Source organism: Dokdonella soli, assembly GCF_039523175.1.
Taxonomy (GTDB): Bacteria; Pseudomonadota; Gammaproteobacteria; order Xanthomonadales; family Rhodanobacteraceae; genus Dokdonella_A; species Dokdonella_A soli.
This window is the reverse complement of the sequence record NZ_BAAAEU010000023.1, coordinates 43,739-63,223: the sequence shown is the minus strand read 5'-3', so window position 1 is coordinate 63,223 and position 19,485 is coordinate 43,739. Positions and strand designations below refer to the sequence as shown.

The 19,485-nt window shown below is 67.7% G+C and carries 20 protein-coding genes; 13 read left to right on the top strand and 7 right to left on the bottom strand.

Annotated elements, in window-relative coordinates:
* Positions 1-35 precede the first annotated feature (35 nt).
* From ABD002_RS13450 to ABD002_RS13415, 8 genes are all read left to right on the top strand, one after another.
* Positions 36-1,193 carry an EAL domain-containing protein gene (locus tag ABD002_RS13450; protein ID WP_343791941.1) on the top strand — a complete coding sequence of 386 codons (1,158 nt, stop codon included), beginning with the start codon at positions 36-38 and terminating at the stop codon, positions 1,191-1,193.
* Between the two features lie 183 nt (positions 1,194-1,376).
* Positions 1,377-2,363, top strand: coding sequence for an AAA family ATPase (locus ABD002_RS13445; protein ID WP_343791939.1), 987 nt, complete (start codon positions 1,377-1,379; stop codon positions 2,361-2,363).
* 19 nt (positions 2,364-2,382) lie between these two features.
* A complete protein-coding gene (locus ABD002_RS13440; RefSeq protein WP_343791937.1) occupies positions 2,383-3,306 on the top strand; it encodes a DUF58 domain-containing protein in 924 nt (307 codons plus the stop codon).
* Positions 3,303-3,821: a DUF4381 domain-containing protein gene (locus tag ABD002_RS13435; protein ID WP_343791935.1), complete on the top strand. Its 519-nt coding sequence runs from the start codon at positions 3,303-3,305 to the stop codon at positions 3,819-3,821. Before ABD002_RS13440 ends, ABD002_RS13435 begins: the two co-directional genes overlap by 4 nt.
* Complete coding sequence (locus ABD002_RS13430) at positions 3,790-4,818, top strand: vWA domain-containing protein (protein WP_343791933.1); 1,029 nt, start codon at positions 3,790-3,792, stop codon at positions 4,816-4,818. The genes ABD002_RS13435 and ABD002_RS13430 overlap by 32 nt, the downstream gene beginning before the upstream one ends.
* Positions 4,815-6,782 (top strand): tetratricopeptide repeat protein, encoded by a 1,968-nt coding sequence (locus ABD002_RS13425; RefSeq protein ID WP_343791931.1) that lies wholly within the window; start codon positions 4,815-4,817, stop codon positions 6,780-6,782. Before ABD002_RS13430 ends, ABD002_RS13425 begins: the two co-directional genes overlap by 4 nt.
* Positions 6,779-8,500, top strand: a complete 1,722-nt coding sequence (locus tag ABD002_RS13420; protein ID WP_343791929.1) for a BatD family protein — start codon at positions 6,779-6,781, stop codon at positions 8,498-8,500. The genes ABD002_RS13425 and ABD002_RS13420 overlap by 4 nt, the downstream gene beginning before the upstream one ends.
* Before the next feature lie 13 nt (positions 8,501-8,513).
* Complete coding sequence (locus ABD002_RS13415; RefSeq protein WP_343791927.1) at positions 8,514-10,592, top strand: DUF2961 domain-containing protein; 2,079 nt, start codon at positions 8,514-8,516, stop codon at positions 10,590-10,592.
* Positions 10,593-10,770: 178 nt separating this feature from the next.
* Here ABD002_RS13415 and ABD002_RS13410 read toward each other — a convergent pair whose 3' ends face one another.
* Entirely contained in the window at positions 10,771-11,349 is a 579-nt protein-coding gene (locus ABD002_RS13410) for an outer membrane protein (RefSeq protein ID WP_343791925.1), read from the bottom strand.
* A 340-nt stretch (positions 11,350-11,689) separates the two neighbouring features.
* Positions 11,690-12,490: a S1/P1 nuclease gene (locus ABD002_RS13405; protein ID WP_343791924.1), complete on the bottom strand. Its 801-nt coding sequence runs from the start codon at positions 12,488-12,490 to the stop codon at positions 11,690-11,692.
* Between the two features lie 197 nt (positions 12,491-12,687).
* On the opposite strand from ABD002_RS13405, the gene gap reads away from it, so the two are divergent.
* A complete protein-coding gene (gap, locus tag ABD002_RS13400) occupies positions 12,688-13,701 on the top strand; it encodes a type I glyceraldehyde-3-phosphate dehydrogenase (protein WP_343791922.1) in 1,014 nt (337 codons plus the stop codon).
* Positions 13,702-13,866: 165 nt separating this feature from the next.
* On the opposite strand, the gene ABD002_RS13395 is transcribed toward gap, so the two are convergent.
* Both ABD002_RS13395 and ABD002_RS13390 read right to left on the bottom strand, forming a co-directional pair.
* Complete coding sequence (locus tag ABD002_RS13395) at positions 13,867-14,442, bottom strand: GNAT family N-acetyltransferase (protein WP_343791920.1); 576 nt, start codon at positions 14,440-14,442, stop codon at positions 13,867-13,869.
* A complete protein-coding gene (locus ABD002_RS13390) occupies positions 14,439-15,278 on the bottom strand; it encodes a universal stress protein (RefSeq protein WP_343791918.1) in 840 nt (279 codons plus the stop codon). The genes ABD002_RS13395 and ABD002_RS13390 overlap by 4 nt, the downstream gene beginning before the upstream one ends.
* Between ABD002_RS13390 and ABD002_RS13385 the strand changes: the two genes are divergently transcribed.
* From ABD002_RS13385 to ABD002_RS13375, 3 genes are read left to right on the top strand one after another with little or no spacing between them, the layout of a single operon-like run.
* A complete protein-coding gene (locus ABD002_RS13385; protein WP_343791916.1) occupies positions 15,277-15,408 on the top strand; it encodes a hypothetical protein in 132 nt (43 codons plus the stop codon). The two genes, ABD002_RS13390 and ABD002_RS13385, sit on opposite strands and share 2 nt — an antisense overlap.
* 53 nt (positions 15,409-15,461) lie before the next feature.
* Positions 15,462-16,124: a PAQR family membrane homeostasis protein TrhA gene (trhA, locus tag ABD002_RS13380; protein ID WP_343791913.1), complete on the top strand. Its 663-nt coding sequence runs from the start codon at positions 15,462-15,464 to the stop codon at positions 16,122-16,124.
* A gap of 21 nt (positions 16,125-16,145) precedes the next feature.
* Complete coding sequence (locus tag ABD002_RS13375) at positions 16,146-16,547, top strand: GFA family protein (RefSeq protein ID WP_343791911.1); 402 nt, start codon at positions 16,146-16,148, stop codon at positions 16,545-16,547.
* A 10-nt stretch (positions 16,548-16,557) separates the two neighbouring features.
* Here ABD002_RS13375 and ABD002_RS13370 read toward each other — a convergent pair whose 3' ends face one another.
* The 3 genes from ABD002_RS13370 to ABD002_RS13360 all read right to left on the bottom strand — a co-directional run bounded on the left by ABD002_RS13370 (position 16,558) and on the right by ABD002_RS13360 (position 18,726).
* Positions 16,558-17,046 carry a DUF456 domain-containing protein gene (locus ABD002_RS13370; protein ID WP_343791909.1) on the bottom strand — a complete coding sequence of 163 codons (489 nt, stop codon included), beginning with the start codon at positions 17,044-17,046 and terminating at the stop codon, positions 16,558-16,560.
* A gap of 135 nt (positions 17,047-17,181) precedes the next feature.
* The gene (locus ABD002_RS13365; RefSeq protein ID WP_343791907.1) at positions 17,182-17,844 is read right to left on the bottom strand and encodes an energy transducer TonB; all 663 of its coding nucleotides are present in this window, start codon (positions 17,842-17,844) and stop codon (positions 17,182-17,184) included.
* Between the two features lie 189 nt (positions 17,845-18,033).
* The gene (locus ABD002_RS13360) at positions 18,034-18,726 is read right to left on the bottom strand and encodes an SDR family NAD(P)-dependent oxidoreductase (protein ID WP_343791905.1); all 693 of its coding nucleotides are present in this window, start codon (positions 18,724-18,726) and stop codon (positions 18,034-18,036) included.
* A gap of 259 nt (positions 18,727-18,985) precedes the next feature.
* On the opposite strand from ABD002_RS13360, the gene ABD002_RS13355 reads away from it, so the two are divergent.
* Positions 18,986-19,369, top strand: a complete 384-nt coding sequence (locus tag ABD002_RS13355; RefSeq protein ID WP_343791903.1) for an HU family DNA-binding protein — start codon at positions 18,986-18,988, stop codon at positions 19,367-19,369.
* Positions 19,370-19,485: the final 116 nt, after the last annotated feature.

The following is a 19,485-nucleotide window of genomic DNA, read 5'->3' as shown; positions in this document are numbered from 1 at the left end:
GCGGCGCGTAAGCGAATTCTCAGGGGAATCGCGCAGTGCAGCCCTACAGCGAGCTGTTCAAGACCGGCGACATCATCTTCGCCGAAGGCGATGCGCCGTCCGGCGCGTTCCTGATCGAGTCCGGTCGCATCGAGATCAGCACGACGCAGTTCGGCGAGCGCCGTGTACTCGGTGAGCTTGGGCCGGGCATGCTGCTCGGCGAGATGGCGGTCCTCGACGAGTCGCCACGCACGGCGACCGCTCGCGCGCTGACCAACTGCCGCCTGACACCGATCGATGCCGCGCAGTTCGCGGAACGTCTTGCCGCGGCCGACCCGGTTGTTCGCGCGCTACTGATGAGCCAGCTGACACGCTACCGCTCGGCGCTGGCGACCCTGACCGGCGACGGCACTGGCCGCCCGAGTGTTTCGCTCGCGCAGCCGGATGACGCCCATGCGTTCGACAAGATCCGCCTCGAGAGCGAACTGCGTGCGGCTCTCGAGCGCAAGGAGCTCGAGGTGCGCCTGCAGCCGATCGAGGAAATCATCTCTGGCCGCATCGCCGGCTACGAGGCGCTGGTGCGCTGGCAGCATCCGGAACGCGGTGCGGTGTCTCCGGCCGAATTCATCCGCCTCGCCGAGGAGACCTCGCTGATCCTGCCGGTTGGCGACTACATCCTCGAGCGCGTCTGCGACATGCTGGGCGAACTCCAGCGCCGCGGCCGCAAACCGTTGCCCTTCATCGCGGTAAACCTGTCCGCGCGCCAGCTCGATGATGCGCAGCTGGTCGAGCGCATCCTCGCCCACCTGCGCAAGCGCGACCTGCCGCCGGACCGGCTCAAGCTCGAGATCACCGAGAGCCTGGTGCTCGATTACGCGCGTATCGCCGACCTGCTGGAGCGCTGCCACGCGGTGGGCATGCATGTCGCACTCGACGACTTCGGCACCGGTTTCTCGAACCTCGGACCGTTGCTGACCCTGAGTTTCGACCAGATCAAACTCGATGGCAGCTTCGTGAAGGCGCTCGACCGCCAGCGCGGCGTCGCCGTTGTCGGCGTGGTCGTCGCCATGGCACGCGCGCTCGATTGCGATCTCGTCGCCGAGGGCGTGGAGACGCGCGAGCAGCGCGAGATCCTGCACCAACTCGGCTGCCGTTATGCGCAGGGCTGGCTGGTCGGCAAGCCGGTCCCGCTCGACCACGTGTTGAAGGCCTGACCAAGGTCCGTTGACAGTCTCCCAGCCGGTCGCATTGCCCCGCAGGGTCATGCGGCGGCGCGCGCGCAAACGACCCGGCGTGGCCAATCGTCAACACACCTCGATAAAACTTCTCGCTTCCGGCGCTGTCCGAAGGCGCGCACGTCGACGTGCGATCATCTCTCCGGAACCCCGAACCGACCCATGGACATGCCCGAAGCCAGAACGGCATCCGCCGCCTTTTCCGCGCTGCGCAGCGAGCTCGGCCAGTGCATCATCGGCCAGGAGGCGCTGATCGACCGCCTGCTGATCGCGCTGCTCGCAGACGGCCATCTGCTGGTCGAAGGGGCCCCCGGCCTCGCCAAGACCACCGCGATCAAGGAGCTGGCCGCGCGCATCGAGGCGGATTTCCACCGCGTGCAGTTCACGCCGGACCTGCTGCCGGCCGACCTGACCGGCACCGAGATCTACCGACCGCAGACGACCAGCTTCGAGTTCCAGCGTGGGCCGATCTTCCACAACCTGATCCTCGCCGACGAGGTCAACCGCGCGCCGGCCAAGGTGCAGTCCGCGCTGCTCGAGGCGATGGGCGAACGCCAGGTCACGGTCGGCCGCGACACCTACGCATTGCCGGCCCTGTTCCTGGTCATGGCGACACAGAATCCGATCGAGCAGGAAGGCACCTATCCGTTGCCCGAGGCGCAGCTCGACCGCTTCCTTCTGCATGTGCGCGTCGACTATCCGAAGGCGGCCGCGGAAGCGGCGATCCTGAAACTTGCGCGCGCGCGTGCGCGCGAGGCGCTGAGCGCGCAGCCGGTACCGGCGCGCCGGCTCAGCCAGCAGCAGGTGTTCAGCGCGCGCGCCGAAGTGCTGGAACTCCATCTCGCGCCGCAGCTTGAGGACTATCTGGTCCAGCTCGTGCTGGCGACGCGCGATCCGTCGCCCTTCGGCGCCGAGTTGGCTCGCTATGTAGCCTATGGCGCGAGCCCGCGCGGCACGATCGCGCTCGATCGCTGCGCGCGTGCGCACGCGTGGCTCGCCGGTCGCGACTATGTGACTCCCGAAGACGTGCACGCGATTGCAGCCGACGTGCTGCGCCATCGCGTGCTCCTGAGCTACGAGGCCGAGGCCGAAGGTATCAGCGCGGACAAGGTCATCGCGCTGCTGCTCGAGCGCGTGCCGCTGCCCTGAGCATTTCCCGATGCCCGTCATGTCCCATTCCGTCCGTGTCGCGCTCGACGAGCTGATCGCGCTCAGCGCGCTCGCGCACGGCACCAGCCTTGCACGCAGCCGACGCAGTCCGGCGCTGCGTACGGGCACAAGCAGCTCACGCTGGCGCGGACGTGGCGTGGATTTCCGCGAGTCGCGCATCTACCAGGCGGGCGACGAGATCCGCCACATGGACTGGCGCGTGACCGCGCGCAGCGGCAAGCCGCACACGAAACTGTTCGAGGAGGAACGCGAACAGGGCCTGCTGCTCGCGATGGACCTCAATCCCGGCATGCGCTTCGGCACACGCGTGCGCTTCAAGAGCGTGCAGGCGGCGCGCGCGGCAGCCTTGCTGGCGTGGATGGCATCCGCCGCCGGCGACCGGGTCGGCGCGATCGGCTTCGGCGGCGGCATCAATGGCGAAGTCAAGCCGGCAGGCGGGCGACGTGGTGTACTGCATGTGCTGCGCGCGCTGCGCGACTGGGATGCGAGCGCCGACGATGCGAACCAGCAGGAGCCGCTGTCAAGTGCGCTCGCGCGCGTGCGCCGATTGCTGCGGCCCGGCATGCGCCTCGTGCTGCTCAGTGACGGCTTCAGCACCGATGCGGCTGCCGCCGAGCGATTGCCGCAGATCGCAGGTCGCCACGAAGTCTCCGTCGTGCTGCTGCGCGACGCGCTCGAACTGGCACCGCCGCCACCCGGCCGCTACGCATTGCATCTCGGCAGCGTGCGACAGATTCTCGATTTCTCCGACAGCCGCGTGCGCAGCGCGTGGACCGAACGCTTCGCCGCTTCGCGCGAGCGCCTGCGCGACCAGTGCACGAAACTCGGCGTACGCACGATTGAACTCGACAGTCACGCCGACCTGCGCCGCGCGCTGGCGCCGCTGCTTGCGCGCAGTCGCCACTCCACGATCGTCACATGAGCTCGCCTCTTCCCGGCCCCGAACTGCACGACATTCATCTGCCGCCGTCGCCATCGTGGTGGCCACCGGCGCCAGGTTGGTGGCTGCTCGCTGCGCTCGCGCTCGCGCTGGCCGTTTTCGCCACACGCTGGCTGCTCCGGCGTGAGCGCGAACGGCGCTGGCGCCGACGCGTTCAGGCCGAGCTCGAACGCATCGCGGCGATGCACGCGGCACAACCTGATCCGGTTCAGGTCGCGACACAGGTGTCGCAGCTGCTGCGGCGCGCTTCGCTGCTGATCGAGCCGCAGGCCGCGGCACTGCGTGATGAGGCTTGGCTGGACTTTCTGGATCGGCGACTGCCGCCGTCGCACGCCGCCGCGGCACCGTTCCGCAACGGTGCCGGACGCGCGTTGATCGATGCGCCGTACCGGCGCGACGGCGATCCAGCGGCGCCGGCGTTCGATGCGCGCGCGCTGCTCGACCTCGCACGCGCGTGGCTCGCGCATGCGCTGCCGCGGAGACACCGGCGTGCTTGAGCTGGCCTGGCCCTGGCTGCTTGCGATCCTGCCGCTGCCCTTCATCGCGGTACGGCTGCTGCCGCGTGCGTGCGGCCTGATGAGCACGGCCCTGCACCTGCCGCACCTCGGCGTCGCGCTGCCGCAGCAGGCGGATGTCTCGCCGGTGCCGCGCCTGCGTCGCGTGCTCGCATTGTTCGCATGGGCGCTGCTCGCGCTCGCGGCGGCACGGCCGCAATGGCTCGGCACACCGGAAGACGTGCCACGCTCCGGCCGCGACCTGCTGCTCGCGGTCGATTGTTCGGGCAGCATGAGCATCGAGGACATGCAGCTCGGCGGTCAGCCGGCGCCACGCTTCGCGGCGATCCAGGCGATCGGCGCCGATTTCATCCAGCGCCGCGCCGGTGATCGCGTCGGCCTGATCCTGTTCGGTACGCGCGCTTATCTGCTGGTGCCGTTGACCTTCGACCTGAAGACGGTCGGCAAGCAACTCGCCGATGCGACGATCGGACTCGCCGGCCGCGAGACTGCGATCGGTGACGCGGTCGGCCTCGCGGTCAAGCGCCTGCGCGATCGTCCGCAGCAGCAGCGCGTAATGGTGCTGCTGACCGACGGCGTCAATACCTCCGGCGAACTCGATCCGGTCAAGGCGATTGATCTCGCTACGGCGAACCATGTGCGCATCTACACGATCGGCATCGGTGCCGATGCGATGCGCGTCAATAGCCTGTTCGGCAGCCGCGTGATCAATCCGTCCGCCGATCTCGACGAGAAGATGCTGGGCGAGATGGCCGCGAAGACCGGTGGCCACTATTTCCGCGCGCGCAACAGCGAGGAACTCGCCGACGTCTACCGCACGATCGACAAGCTCGAACCCGCGGCGGACGCGAAGCAGAGCCTGCGTCCGGTCGACGAGCTGTACTGGCTGCCGCTTGCCGGCGCACTCGCGGCTGGCGCATTCGCGTTCCTGCTGCCGGTGTGGCGCGTGCGCCTGCTGCGCAGGGCGGTGTCGACATGAGCGGTGCTTTCATGGCCGGATGGGCGGACTTCCATTTCCTGCGGCCGTTCGCGTTGCTGCTGGTATTCGCCGTGCCGCTGTTCTGGCTCGCCTGGCGTCATGGCCGCGCGGACGCGGGCGCATGGCGCGCCGCAATCGACGCACATCTTCTGCCGCACTTGATCGAACGCATCGACGGCGGCCCAGGCCGCGCCGGCATCATGCTCGCAGCGCTGCTGTGGACGCTGGCCTGTCTCGCGCTGGCCGGCCCCGCCTGGGAACGCGAACCGATGCCGCTGTACCGCAACCAAGCAGCACGCGTACTTGCGCTGGAACTGGCGCCGACGATGCTCGCGCAGGACGAGAAACCGAACCGCCTGTCCCGCGCGCGCTACAAGATCGAGGACATCCTCGCGCGCAGCCGTGACTACCAGACCGCCTTGATCGGCTACGGCGGCGATGCATTCATCGCCGCGCCGTTGACCGACGATGTCGGCACCGTGCGCAATCTCGTCGATGCACTCGATCCGACCACGATGCCGGTCGCTGGTAACGCGACCGCGCGCGCGATCGATAGCGCCGCCGCGCTGATCGAGCAGGCCGGCTTGCATCACGGCGAGATCATCCTGCTCGCCGACAGCGCAGGCGCTGGTGCGGTCGCGGCGGCGCGCAAGGCGCACGAGCGCGGCTTCAGCGTCTCGGTGCTCGGCATAGGGGGCGCGTCCGGTGCGCCGGTGCCACTGGCACAGGGAGATTTCCTGAAGGACGACAGTGGCAACGTGACCGTGTCGCGCCTCGACGAGGCCGGACTGCGCGCGGTCGCCGATGCGGGCGGTGGACGCTATGCAAACCTGAGTCCGGATGCACGCGATCTCGACGCTCTGCTCGCCGATCGCGTCGATAGCGTCGACCGCAACGCGCAGGGCACGACAGCCGGCGGCGAGATCGCCGAGAGCGCACGCTGGCGTGACCGAGGGCCGTGGCTGTTGCTGCTGCTCGTGCCGCTCGCGTTGCTCGGCTTCCGGCGCGGCTGGTTGATGATGCTTGTGCTGGCGATGTTCGCGCAGACACCGCCGGCGCAGGCCGCATCGTTCGCGGACCTTTGGCAGCGCACGGACCAGCAGGCCGCGCGCGCACTCGCGAACGGCGATGCGAAGCAGGCGGCGGCGGTCGCGCGCGCGCCGGAATGGCGCGCCGGTGCCGAGTACAAGGCCGGCAACTACGAGGCCGCTGCCGCCGACTATGCAAAGACCGCCGATGCGGACGGCGCCTACAACAGGGGCAACGCGCTGGCCAGGCTTGGTCGTTACGAGGACGCGATTGCCGCCTACGACGAGGCGCTCAAGCGCGCGCCCGGCATGACCGATGCGCAGGCGAACCGCAGCGCGGTCGAGGAATTCCTGAAGCGGCAGAAGCAGCAAGACTCGCAGCAGCCGCAGAACGGCAAGAATTCCGAGCAGCAGGATGCGAAGGACCAGCAGCCATCATCCGGCCAGGATTCGCAGCAGCAGGCAAAGGACAAGAACCAGGGCGGCCAGCAGGATCAGCCGCAGAACCAGCAGCAGGGCGGCCAGCAGGATTCGTCGCAGTCGGCAGCGTCGGGTGAGCAGGATGCCGAACAGAAACAACGGCACCAGGACACGCAGAAGGACAATGCGCAGCAGGATCAGCAGGGGTCCTCATCCGGCACCGGCGCCGAAAAGCAGGAAAAGGCCGCGCAGGCGGACACGCAGAAGCCGGATGCCGAACAGCAGAAGGCGCTTTCGCAATCCATTGATCAGTCGCTTGCGGACAAGGCACGGCCCGACGACAAGGATGGCAAGCCGCAGGCCGCGGTGACGCAGGAAGACGAGGCGACGCGCGAGAAGCGGCAGGCGCTCGATCATCTGCTGCAGCGCGTGCCGGATGATCCAGGCGGTCTGCTGCGGCGCAAGTTCCAGCTCGAATACCAACGTCGCCAGCAGGGCGGAGGAAACGGACAGTGACAAGGACTTCGATCCGGCTCGCCGCCTGGCTGGTGCCGTGCGCTCTCCTGCTTGCATCCATGATTGCGTTTGCGGATGCGTCGGGCGTGCGCGCCTGGCTTGATCGCGACACCATGCAGCTCGGCGAAACCGTTACCTTGAACGTCGAGGCGGAAGGCGGCAGCAGCGCGCAGCCGGACTTTTCCGCGCTTGCGCAGGACTTCAACCTGACCGGCACGCAATCCAGCCAGCAGATCAGCATCATCAACGGCACGCGCAGCGCGAAAACGCTGTGGGCAGTCGGGCTGGAACCGAAGCGCGAGGGGCGCATCACGATCGCACCCATCGCGGTCGGCAACGCGAGGACTGAACCGATCCAGCTCAGCGTGCTTGCGCAGGCGGCGGGTACGCAGGCGAAGCCCGGCGGCGACGTGTTCCTCGAGGTCAGCGCCGAACCGTTGACGCCCTACGTGCAGCAGGAAGTGCGCTACATCGCAAAGCTCTACTACGCGTTCGACCTCACCGACGGCAATCTCGGCGAGCCGCAGGCGGATGGCATCGGCGTGCAGCGGCTCGGTCAGGACAAGTCCTATGTGGCGACGCTCAATGGTCGTCGTTATCACGTCGTCGAACGTCACTACGCGCTGACGCCCGAACGCAGCGGCGCGATCGCGATTCCTGCACTCGCGTTCCGTGGCACCGCGCTCGATGTCACCGACCCGACCGGTTTCTTCAGCCGTGGCCGCAGCGTCGGCGCACGCTCGGATCCGATGCAGCTCGAGGTCAGGCCGAAGCCCGCGCAGTGGACCGACAGCAACTGGCTGCCTGCCGCTTCGCTGCTGCTCAAGGACGAGACCGAACTGCCGAGCGAGATCCATGTCGGCGATCCGGTCACGCGTACGATCCGCCTGCAGGCGCAAGGTCTCGGCTTCGAGCAGCTGCCGGAGCTGAGTCTTGCCGCACCGGACGGCGCCGAGGTCTATCCGGACAAGGCCGACACGCGCACGCGTGACGACGGCGAGTGGCTGTACGGCGAACGCGTGCGCAAGTTTGCATTCGTGCCGAACCGGGGCGGCACGCTCACGATTCCCGGGTTGAAAGTGCAGTGGTGGGATACGGTGCGCGACCGCGCCGAGACCGCGGAGCTGCCGCCGCACACGATCCGCGTGCTGCCCGTTGCAGGGAGTGCGGCGTCGGCGGCGACCTCTACCGGCACAGTGCCAGCGTCGAATGCGGTTGTTCCCGGTATCGCGCAGATCGCGCCGTCACCGCCTGCAAAGGCCGCGGCCCCCAAGCGTCTGCGCGTCTGGCGTGCGCTGGCGATACTCGGCTTTGCGCTGTGGCTGATCACGCTCGCGTTGTGGTGGCGTTCGCGTCGGGTAATGCCGATCGCGAAGGCCGCAGCAACCGTGCTGCCGGATTCGTCGTCGCAACGCGCTGCGTTCCTACGCGCGTGTTCGCTCAGTGAATTCGCCGCTGCCGAGCGCGTGCTGGTCGCGTGGGCGCGTGCCGAACGTGCGGATGTGCGCAATCTCGGTGAGCTCGTCGCGCGGCTCGGCGACGCCGTGCAACGCGATGCGCTCGTCGACCTGCAGCGCGCGCGCTACGCGGGCGCCTCGCCGCAGGGTTTGGCGACACGTCTGACGCAGGCGTTCAAGGGTGGCATTGCCTGGCGCGATCGACCCGTGCCACAGGCCAGTGCTTCCGCACTGCCGGCGCTGTACCCCGAGCGCGACTGAGCGGGCCGGCCCGGTGACGCGCCATGGCCACTACGCATCGTTTGTGATCCTGCTGCTGGTTTCGCGAGCTGTCGTCGCCGCCGGTCTGCCGTGGGCGATCTGGGAGTCGCCTGCGCGCCTCGCCGAACTCGACGCGACCGATCTCGTGCTCGAGCGCTCCAGCCATTGCCTCGATGGCTGCCGCTACGACCGCAGCAATCCGGGTCCTGAGGGTGCGCTGGCGAATGCGTATCCGGAGCGCTGGCTGTATCGCGACGGTGCCGAGGTCGTGGTGTTCGACGAGCGCGGGCCGGGTGCGCTGACACGTATCTGGCTCACCACCGGATTTGGCCACGCGACCTGCATCGATCCGGCGACGCGCGTGCGCTTCTATGTCGATGGCACACTCGTGCCGACCCTCGATGTTCCGCTCGCTGCGTTATTCGATGGCTCGACGCCGCCGTTCACCGCGCCACTGGTTGCCGATCGTCTGAGTTCGAGTGGCGGCTACGTGAGTTACGTACCGATCGCCTATGCGCAATCGCTGCGCATCGCGCTAGTGAACGCCGAGAACGGTGGCACGAATCCGTGCCAGCCGCAGGGCGCAAATCCTCGCGAGCGCCTGCTCTGGTTCCAGGTCCAGCATCATCGCATCGCACCCGGCACGCCGATCACGAGTTTCGTCGCCGGGCACGACGAGCCTGCGTGGCGCGCCTTTCTCGCGCACGCAGGTGGTGATCCGTGGAACGGCCTGCTCGCGCCGCAGAGCGGCGTCTGGACGTTGACGCCGGGTGCGACCTTGGCGATCGCTTCGCACGCGGGGCCGAGTTGGCTGCGCGGTATCCGCCTGCAGTTGCCGCCCGCCGCGTATGCGGATGTGAGCCTGCGCCTGACCTTCGATGCGATCACCACGGTCGATGTGCCGCTGGCTGACTTCTTCGCAACGGCTGCGACGGCGAGCGTGCCTGCGCGCGGCGTGCTCGTCGGCGAGGATGCGGGCTGGCTGTACGCATGGTTCCCGATGCCGTTCGCGCAAGCGGCCGATGTGGAACTGGTCGCATCGTCCAATCTCTCCACGCCAGTCCAGATCCACACCGTACTCAGCTTCGACGGTTCGGCCGTGCCCGCGACTGCAGGTCGCTTCACGGCGACGCTCGCGGACAGCTGTGTCGTGTCCGGCGATCCGCCGCTCTACGCGGCCCGTGGCGCCGGCAAGCTGGTCGGCATCGCTGCGCGCTATCGCGCCAACGGTACGACGACGCGCGGCTATCTCGAAGGCGACGAGCGCGCGTATCTCGACGACGCGGTCGCGCCGTCCTGGTATGGCACCGGCGTCGAGGATCTCTACAACGGCGGTTTCTATTTCGACTGCGGCCAGCGGGCATGTCCTTACGCCCACGCGTTGTCCGGCGCGACCGAGGTCGATCCCGACGGCAACGGCACGACCGCGGTCTATCGACTGCTGCTCACCGATCCGATCGCCTACACGAGCGGCCTCAAGCTGACCCAGCAGGCCGGTTTCTCGGCGGCTATGCCGATCCCGATGTGCGTGCGCGATGTCGCCTTCGCCTACCACAACGCGCAGCCGACGATGGTCGGCTATGCCGGTTTTGAGATTGGCGACGTGCAAGTCGCGGCCGCACATGCGTACCAGGCTGCGAGCGGTGCCGTTTGCACGGCGCTGAACTCCGTATTCGAGGACGCGGCCGAGACGCCACGTACGGCGACGGCGTGTCGTTACACCGGCGGCAGCAGCCATTTCCGCTTTCGCCAGAATTCGATCGCGCTGCCACTGCGCCTGCGCCGCACCTTCGATGCGGGTTCCGGCGCGCCGGGCGCCACGGCCGGATCGGCGCCTGCCGAGGTACGCGTCAACGGCGTCGTCGCCGGCTGGTTTCCGCCGGTTATCGCGAACCCGGCTCAGCGCTGGCAACAGCAGGAGATCGTGCTCGATCCCGCGGCGGCCGCGAACGTGATGGACATCGAGATCGTGCCAGCGTTTTCTGCGGCGACGCCGGTTTTCAGCGAATCGAGCTGGGAACTGCGCGGCGGCTGGAAGGACGCGATCTTCGCGGACGGTTTTGACGCGTCGAGTGTGCCTCTCGCGGAATGACGTTCCGGGATAGAGACTGCACACCACAAGCAGCGCAGCGGTCTCCGGTGCTGAACTGGCTGGACTTCGGTTCGCAAAAAACCCGACCTGCTTGCGCAGGTCGGGTTGCTGTGACGGCATCCCTGCCCTGTGGCTCCCGTTGGAGACCTTGCGTCGCGCCATCAGGCGCGAGGCGTGATCAGAAGCGGTATTCGGCGCTGACCGAAACCAGGTCCGGGTTGAAGCTCACGCCGTTCTTGTCCGCCTTGTAGTAGTCGTAGTTCAGGCCGACGCTGAGGTTGTTGCTGAAGTCGTAGCCAAAGCCGGCGCCCGCGTACCACTTGTTGCTGCTGTCATCGACGCGCACCGGAAGGCCGGCCGCACCCAGGTAGCCGCCCTTGAGGTCCGCGCGGAAGAAGCCGGCGCGGCCGCTGACGTACCAGTTGTCGGTCACGTTGAAATGGCCGTTGGCGCCGAGCGTCCAACCCTTGATGCTGGCGTCGCCGAGTCCGGCGCCGTTGAACGCGGATTTCGGCGAGACGCTGCCGAGGTCGGCGTAGCCGCCTTCAACACCGAGCAGCAGGTTCGGCGCGACCGCCCAGCGGTAGCCGACGTTCGCGGCGTAGCCGGTGTCGTTGTCGTCGTAGGCGCCTTTGCTGAGATTCGACTGGCCGATGTTGCCGTTGACGAAGAAACCGCTGTTGTCGGCGGCATGCGCGGCCGGGAGCGCGATCAGACCGGCCGTCGCGAGGGCAATAGCGAGCACTGCATTTTTCATGTTTTCTACTCCAACTCTTTGTGGATAAAAGAACTTTCTGCGACACGTCCTGTGTCGCCCCAACTTCGACTGTCGCCTTCGCGTTCGGTTCGATTCCGTGGCGGCGCGCTTAAGATGGGATTCAGCCTGCCAATTTCAATACTGAGCGGTTTATAAAATATTCAGGAGCCTGAACCGGTTGATGCGGCGGGTGCGATCGCTGCGCCAGCGACGGAATCGCTCGGTCGTGCACGCGCGTTCATCGGGCGCGCCAACACCCGCGTGGAACGCGCTCGACTTCGATTGAGCATCGGGCGCGACCGCGGTGCGGTGGCCCGCTGGTCGGACGCGCGTGTCGGCGTCAGCGTCGCCGTGCGGCGCCGAGTTCCCGATTCAGCAGCGTGGCCAGACGTGCCGCGGCCAGACGCACGCGGCGTTCCGCAAGAGGTCGCATGCGCGCGAGGTAGGCGTCGTCGATCGCGTGTCCGTGCGGATAGATGCCGTCGTCGCGCGTCGCGCGACAGGATTCCTCGGCCCATTGCGCGGGCGTGCCGGTCGCGGCCGGCAGCGGCGCTCGCGCGAGTCGTGTCGCGTACGCGCGCCAGCCAAGCCGGCGGTTCGCCAGCACCGGCGTGTCCCAGACCGCATGCAGGTTGGTGCCGCGGCCGCGCAGCTGCACCTGATAGCGATTGCCGCCCTTGTCGCGGCGATAGCCTGCATGCAGCGGCTGATGCGCATCGGCGACGAAGTGCACGACAAAACGCAGCGCCTCGGCGCGCTCGGTGTCGGAACGTGAGCGGTCACCAAGCACGCGCGCGTAGCGCTCGATCGCGGCGACCACGCAACGACCGCCCGGACAATCGCGTGGCGGATCGTAGCGGCAGCTCGACGTGGAGAAATTCACGTAGTGCAGCGGCGCCGTCGCCCGCGCGAACACGTGCTGCGGCGGATCGTCGCGAAGGTCGTCGGCCCAGGTCGCGACATCGGCGAGCGAGCGATCGCGGGTCGCCGCGAGCAGGCGATGCACTTCGGCACGCGCGGTCGGCGACAGCCGCTGCTCGGCCAGTTCGGCGACGATGCGGTGTCCGGCATTCCCCCATGCATGCGCCAGCGCGGGCGCGAAGGCGAGCAGGCCGAGCAGTCGAAGCGCGTAACGAAGCATGTCCGGTGGGGGTGGATTCGAAATGGCCGCGAAGTGTGCCATGTCGCTTCGCGACGGTACGGCAGCCAGCGATGACAACGTCTGCTGGAATCTTTCGGAGCGCCATTTATTGGCTCCATCACAATGGCCCCGTGCGCATGCCGGACGGGGCCGGTAGAATGCGCGCCTTCATTTCCGCCCTCCGAAGGAGCTGTTTCATGGCTGTGAAAGTCGCGATCAATGGCTATGGCCGCATCGGCCGCAACACGCTGCGCGCGCTGTATGAGGCGAAGCGCAACCACGAGATCCAGATCGTTGCGGTCAACGATCTCGGCAATGCCGAGACCAATGCGCACCTGACCCAGTACGACACGGCGCACGGCAAGTTCCCGGGCGAGGTCGGCGTCGACGGCGGCGATCTCATCGTCAATGGCGACCGCATCAAGGTCTGCGCCGAACGCGATCCGGCCAAGCTGCCGTGGAAGGAACTCGGTGTCGACATCGTGCTGGAATCGACCGGCTTCTTCACCAGCAAAGCGAAGGCGAGCGCACATATCACGGCCGGCGCGAACAAGGTGATCATCTCGGCGCCGGGCGACAAGGACGTGGACGGCACTTTCGTTTACGGTGTCAACCACGATCAGCTCAAGGCCAGCCACCAGGTCATCTCGAACGCGTCGTGCACGACCAACTGCCTCGCGCCGCTGGCCAAGGTACTGCACGAGAAGATCGGCATCGTGCACGGCCTGATGACGACGATCCACGCGTACACGAACGACCAGGTGCTGACCGACGTTTACCACGCGGACCTACGCCGCGCGCGTTCGGCGACGATGAGCCAGATTCCGACCAAGACGGGCGCCGCCGCCGCGATCGGCCTGGTGCTGCCGGCGCTCATGGGCAAGCTCGACGGATTTTCGATGCGCGTGCCGACGATCAATGTCTCGTGCGTCGACTTTTCGTTTGTCGCCCAGCGCGCGACCACCCACGAGGAAATCGATGCGGCGGTGAAGGAAGCCAGCGAGGGCTCGCTCAAGAATGTCCTCGGCATCAACCACAGGCCGTTGGTCTCGGTCGACTTCAACAACGACCCGCGCAGTTCGGTCTACGACGCGACACAGACGCGCGTGATGGGCGGCACCCTGGTCAAGGTGCTGGCGTGGTACGACAACGAGTGGGGCTTCTCGAACCGCATGCTGGACATGACCCTCGCGCTCGCCAACGCAAAGTAAGTTCAGGATGAACTTATCCCGTGCAGGCCATGGATGGCCGACGACACGGGATCCAATGTCACCAGCACGAACCCATCCCGGACAGCACAGGGATATGTATTGATCCGGGATCCAATACCTGCATCGATGCGCGAAGGCCGGCTCGATGCCGGCCTTCGCCGTTCACTAGGTTGCTGTTGCGACACCACGCCAGTCCATGCGCAGCAACCCGTACAACGCGGTGTCCTGCACGCCGCCGCCAACGCGCCAACGTTCACGCAAATACCCTTCGCGCTGGAAACCCGCGCGTTCGACGAGCTTGCACGAGGCGATGTTGAGTGGATCGATATCGGCCTCGATGCGGTTGAGATCGAGCGTATCGAACGCGAAGTCGAGCGCCGGTTGCAGCATCGCGCCGGCGAGACCGCGGCCCCAGAACTGTGGCGCCAGCGCGTAGCCGATCACGCCGCGTGCATGCTCGTGATGGATGCCGAACAGCGAACAGGTGCCGATCAACGTATCGCTGTCCGGCCGTGTCGCGACCCAGGGATAGAACTCCATCACCTCGCGCTCGCGCGCGAGCCGCGCGATATGCTCGACCGCCTGTTCGCGTGCGGTCCACGCGGTGAAGCTCCAGTAGCGCATCACACGTGCATCGGAGTGCAACGCGAACAGCGCGTCGACGTCGCGTGCGGCGAGCGCGCGCAGACGCACGCCGGCGCCAGCCAGTTCCGGAACCGGTAGAAACGCCGCAGCGTTCAATGAGCCACCAGAAGCGGCAGGTCGGTGTGCTGGAACAGGTGCCGCGTAGTGCCGCCGAGCACGAGCTCAGTGATGCGCGAGTGGCCCCATGCGCCCATCACGATCAGGTCCGCATCCGCCGCGTGCGCCGCGTCGAGCAGGGCGGCGCCGACTTCCTTGCGCGCGGTAAATGCGCGGTACTCGGCGGTGACGCCGCGTCGAGCGAGCCATGCGCGCAGATCGGGTTTCGGCAGATGACGCAGGCCGAACGGATTCTCGCCCGGGTCGCCCTCGAGCACGGTCACGTGTTCGGCGCGTGCGAGCAGCGGCAGCGCGCCGCGAACCGCGAGCGTGGCTTCGCGGCTCTGGTTCCAGGCCACGACGATGCGCGCGCCGACCTTTGGTGACTTCATGGTTTCCGGCACGACCACCACCGGCGCGGACGCGGCGAACACGGTGCGCGAGACCACGCCCCATCCGGTCGGCGCGTCCGGATTCAGTTGCGGGCGCTCGACGACGACGAGATCGCACCAGCGCGAGGCATGACACAGCGACTCGACGACGTCGCCCTGCGAGACGTGCCATTCGCCACCGACGCCGTGTGCTTCGAGCTGTGCGCGCCAGAACGGTTCGCGCTGCTGCGCTTCGCGATACAGCGAGTCGGCCTCGTTGACATACAGCGCGACCGCCTCGGGCGAGGCGAACGCCGTCGGCGCGATCGGCACGATGTACAGGCCGATCGCGCGGGCGCCGAGCCGTTGCGTCAGCACGAGGCCAGCGGCTGCGGCGGGCGACATCGCGTCGGTACGCCGCAGGTGGATCAGCACATCCAGGCTGGACACGGGAGAGTTCGTCATGACGTCCTCCGATGAGGCGATGTGCCTAGCTTACGGCGGCGCGGGCGCGGCGTCGCGCCCGGCGGGTTCACCGACGACACGTGCGCAAACGATCCACACCGCGGTTGGCAGTGGTGTGGCGATCGGGTAGGGTGCGCCGATGTTGCGCTGCGCCATGCGCGCTGCGTCGAGCTGGAGGTCGCGATGACGTATTCGCCCGACACCGTATTGCCGACCGGGTACAGCACGGGCGAGGAGATCGCATCGAGCGTGATCCACGGCCTCGGCATCGTGCTCAGCATTGCCGGGCTGGCGATCCTCGTCGCGGTGGCGGCGCGCGGCGGCGATGCACGCCATGTCGCCAGCGTCGGCGTCTACGGCACCACGCTGATCCTGCTCTACACGGCGTCGACGCTCTATCACGGCATTCCGCACGCACGCGCGAAGCCAGTGCTGCGCCTGCTCGACCACGCGGCGATCTTCCTGCTGATCGCGGGCACCTACACGCCGTTCACGCTGATCAGCCTGCATGGGCCGTGGGGCTGGGCACTGTTCGCGATCGTCTGGACGCTCGCGCTGGCCGGCATCGCGCTGGAGCTGCGTCGCGTGCGCAACCGCGCGCTGATGGCCGCGTTGTACGTTGCTATCGGCTGGGTCGGCCTGGTCGCGATCAAGCCGCTGGTCGCAAACGTCGCGCCCGGCGGTCTGTGGCTGCTGTTCGGCGGCGGTGTCGCCTACACGCTCGGCGTGCCGTTCTACTTGTGGAAGCGGCTGCCGTTCAACCACGCACTGTGGCATCTGTTCGTGTTGCTCGGCAGCGTGCTGCAGTTCTTTGCGGTGCTGTTCTATGTGCTGCCCGGCGCCTGAATTGCGTAGAGACGATACGCGATGGACGCAGGCCTGACCACGCACCACGGCGGCTGCCACTGCGGTCGCGTGCGTTTCGAAGTGGATGCGCCGGCGGTCATCGATGCGCTCGACTGCATCTGCTCGATCTGCCGCATGAGCGGCTTCCTGCACCTGATCGTGCCGGCCGCACGCTTCCGCCTGCTCGCGGGCGCAGACGCATTGACCGAATACACGTTCAACACCGGCGCGGCCAGGCACCGGTTCTGCCGGTATTGCGGCATCAAGAGCTTCTACATCCCGCGTTCGAATCCGGATGGCGTCGACGTCAACGTGCGCTGCCTCGATCCGGCGACGATCGAGCGAGTCGAGGTAACGCCATTCGATGACACGCGCCGCGCGGACAGCGACGCTGCGATCGCGCATCTCTCGCGCATCAGCTAGCGGGCTGCACTCAGCCGACCACGAACGCGAACGCGAAAACGCCGAGCATCGCGAAGCAGACGCCGAGCTTGAACACGGTGCCGACCAGGAAGCCGAGCCACGCACCGATACCGACGCCGGTCGCCTTGCCGAGCGTGCCACCGGCGCCGAGCTCGCCGAGCAGGGCGCCGATGAACGGTCCGAGCAGCAGGCCGGGCAGGCCGAAGAAGATTCCGATCAGGGTACCGAGCGCCGCGCCGATGACCGCGGGACGGCTCGCGCCCACCCGCTTCGCGCCGAGGATGCCGGCCATGAAGTCGACCACGAGCGCGAGCACGGTGAGCACGCCGAGCACGATCAACGTGAACGCACCGACGTGCGCGAAACCATCCGCCCAGGCCGCAAGCAGCATGCCGCAGAACACCATCGGCACACCCGGCAACGCAGGCAGGATCGCACCGACGATGCCGAGCACGATCAGCACCGCGGCGAGTACATACCAGAGGATCTGCAGGTCCATGTTCGGATTCGAAGCCGCTTCGCGCGAGGACGTCGCCGGCGCATCGCAAACGCTTCGCGCTGTCGGTCGGTCGAACGCGCCGGCGGCGTACTCTACCTGACGCGATGGCGTGAACGCCGCGCGCGATGGAGGGACTCATGCGCGGTCCAGGCGAAACTCGATCGGCACCAGCCCCCAGGCAGGTACCGGCTGGCCGCCCTGCAGGACCGGCCGGAAGCGCGCGTGCCGGACGGCCTCACGTGCGGCGGCGTCGAGCTGCGTATGCCCAGAGCTGCGCGCGATCTCGATGCGTTGCGCGGCGCCTCGCACGTCGACCAGCACGCGCAGCAGCACCGTACCCTGTTCGTGCGCGCGCGCCGCCGCGGGTGGGTAGACGAGTCGCAACGCGCCGTTGTAGGCGAGCGTGCGTGTCTCGCCGGCCGCTGCGGGCGCGGAAGCAGGCGCGATGTCGGTGGGCGCATTGGCGATCGAGGTCGTTGCGGCCGACACAGGCATGGGACTCGTGATGTCGGTCGTCACCGCGTTGACGGGCGATGCTTTCGGTGTCGTCGCGACCGGCGTGTGCAGGCGCGGCACATGCGGCGGCGCCACCGGCTCGGGCGGTGTCGGCACCACGGGCGGCGGCACGACTTCGCGCAGCGCCACCTCGACGGCCGCCGGCAGGATACGCGGCGAAGGCAGCGCCAATGGCATCGCGACCAGCGCGACCGCGACGACATGCGCCGCGACCGCGGTGCTCATGGCGGTGACGCGCGACCAATCCAGCGAGCGTGTTGCGGTAACGGCGTGGACAGTCATGGCAGGCTCCCGATGGCAGTCGGGCCTTGCAACGACAGCGCGCGCCAAACGGGGTTGGGCGGTGCCTGCCTATGGCGTCAGCGCGGGCCGTCTCGTCCGCGACACCGTGGCGGTGGATGCGTGCATTCGTGCATCCGAATGCGCCCGAGGGCGTCGGACGCATTCGTCACGGATGCGGGCGAGGATTTCCTAGACGCGACCGACCACCGGCAGCAGCGCACCGGTCACGGCCTGCGCCTGATCGGACAGCAGGAACAGGATCACGTCGGCGAGCTGCGCGGGTTTGACCCAGCGGTCGAAATCCGCCTTCGGCATGTCGGCGCGGTTCGGTGGTGTGTCGATGATGCTCGGCAGCACGGCGTTGACCGTGATGCGATGCTCCTTGAGTTCCTCGGCCAGCGCCTCGGTCAGCTTGGCGACGCCGGCCTTGGAGGCCGCGTACGCGCCCATGCCGGCGCCGGCCTTCGCTGCGCCGGCTGCGCCGACGTTGACGATACGGCCGCCGCCGCGCTGCACGAGATACGGAATCGCCGCCTTGCTCGCCGCGGCTGCGGTGCGCAGATTGACGCGGTAGAGGAAATCCCAGGTGTCGAGGTCGCCGTCCGCGAGCGTCTGCCAGCGGAATCCGCCGGCGATGTTGACCAGCGCGTCGAGACCGCCGAGTGCCTGCACGGCCTGCTCCAGCGCGGCTTTCGCGGCGGCCGGATCGGCCAGGTCGACGCCGCCGATCAGGGTCGCATCCCCAAGCGCGGCCGCGGCCGGCACCGCGGCGTGATCGATCGCCGCGACTCTCGCGCCGGCGGCCTGCGCCGCGCGCACGAGCTCAGCTCCCAGTGTTCCGAATCCCCCGGTCACCGCGATCCGCTTGTCTTTGAGATTCATCGAAGTCCGCTCCGTTTGAAAGTTTTGCAATCCCTGATGATAGGCCGACCTGATCCACAGAGGGTCGGCCCTAGGGCTTTGGCCAAACCCTCACCCCCTCCGACGAGCCCAGGACCGGCCAAGCCGGCGCCCGCAGGGGGAGAAGCTCCACATCACTGATCGGTTTCTCCGTGCGGCCTTGTCCGGTAGAGTGGCCGACGGCGACGCCGGAATCACGCCGGTATCGCGACAACCCCGTTAACCAAAGAGAGAAATCAACATGGCGAAGAGCAAAGCCCCTGCGCGCAAACCGAAAGCCGCAAAGGCGCCGGCGAAGGCCGTCGCGATCAAGCCGATCACCGAGAACTTCTCGAAGTCCGCCCTCGTGCGTCATCTCGCCGATCATGCCGGTGTGGAAGGCAAGCACGTCAAGGCAGTGCTGGCCTCGCTCGAGGCGACGATCTTCGGCGCGATGCACAAGCGCGGCGCGGGCGTCTTCACGCTGCCCGGCCTGTTCAAGATCACCACGTTGAAGGTTGCCGCGAAGCCGCGTCGCCAGGGCAAGGATCCGTTCACCGGTCAGGAGCGCTGGTTCGATGCGAAGCCGGCCACGGTGCGCGTGAAGGCGCGCGCTCTCAAGAAGCTCAAGGACGCCGCACTGTAAATCGATCAAGGCGCCGCCGCGCACGCTCGCGGCGGCGCCTTGCCGCAATGGGTATCGTCCGCGTCCGGGAGCTGGCTCGAGCCCGCAGCGGAGCGCCGCGCGACAGCCTCGCCGGC

Coding starts and splice junctions, on each gene's coding strand:
- ABD002_RS13445 (WP_343791939.1), top strand. CDS start 1,377: ATGGACATGCCCGAAGCCAGAACGGCATCCGCCGCCTTTTCCGCGCTG.
- ABD002_RS13440 (WP_343791937.1), top strand. CDS start 2,383: ATGTCCCATTCCGTCCGTGTCGCGCTCGACGAGCTGATCGCGCTCAGC.
- ABD002_RS13435 (WP_343791935.1), top strand. CDS start 3,303: ATGAGCTCGCCTCTTCCCGGCCCCGAACTGCACGACATTCATCTGCCG.
- ABD002_RS13430 (WP_343791933.1), top strand. CDS start 3,790: ATGCGCTGCCGCGGAGACACCGGCGTGCTTGAGCTGGCCTGGCCCTGG.
- ABD002_RS13425 (WP_343791931.1), top strand. CDS start 4,815: ATGAGCGGTGCTTTCATGGCCGGATGGGCGGACTTCCATTTCCTGCGG.
- ABD002_RS13410 (WP_343791925.1), bottom strand. CDS start 11,349: ATGAAAAATGCAGTGCTCGCTATTGCCCTCGCGACGGCCGGTCTGATC.
- ABD002_RS13405 (WP_343791924.1), bottom strand. CDS start 12,490: ATGCTTCGTTACGCGCTTCGACTGCTCGGCCTGCTCGCCTTCGCGCCC.
- gap (WP_343791922.1), top strand. CDS start 12,688: ATGGCTGTGAAAGTCGCGATCAATGGCTATGGCCGCATCGGCCGCAAC.
- ABD002_RS13385 (WP_343791916.1), top strand. CDS start 15,277: ATGACGTCCTCCGATGAGGCGATGTGCCTAGCTTACGGCGGCGCGGGC.
- ABD002_RS13390 (WP_343791918.1), bottom strand. CDS start 15,278: ATGACGAACTCTCCCGTGTCCAGCCTGGATGTGCTGATCCACCTGCGG.
- trhA (WP_343791913.1), top strand. CDS start 15,462: ATGACGTATTCGCCCGACACCGTATTGCCGACCGGGTACAGCACGGGC.
- ABD002_RS13375 (WP_343791911.1), top strand. CDS start 16,146: ATGGACGCAGGCCTGACCACGCACCACGGCGGCTGCCACTGCGGTCGC.
- ABD002_RS13370 (WP_343791909.1), bottom strand. CDS start 17,046: ATGGACCTGCAGATCCTCTGGTATGTACTCGCCGCGGTGCTGATCGTG.
- ABD002_RS13365 (WP_343791907.1), bottom strand. CDS start 17,844: ATGACTGTCCACGCCGTTACCGCAACACGCTCGCTGGATTGGTCGCGC.
- ABD002_RS13360 (WP_343791905.1), bottom strand. CDS start 18,726: ATGAATCTCAAAGACAAGCGGATCGCGGTGACCGGGGGATTCGGAACA.
- ABD002_RS13355 (WP_343791903.1), top strand. CDS start 18,986: ATGGCGAAGAGCAAAGCCCCTGCGCGCAAACCGAAAGCCGCAAAGGCG.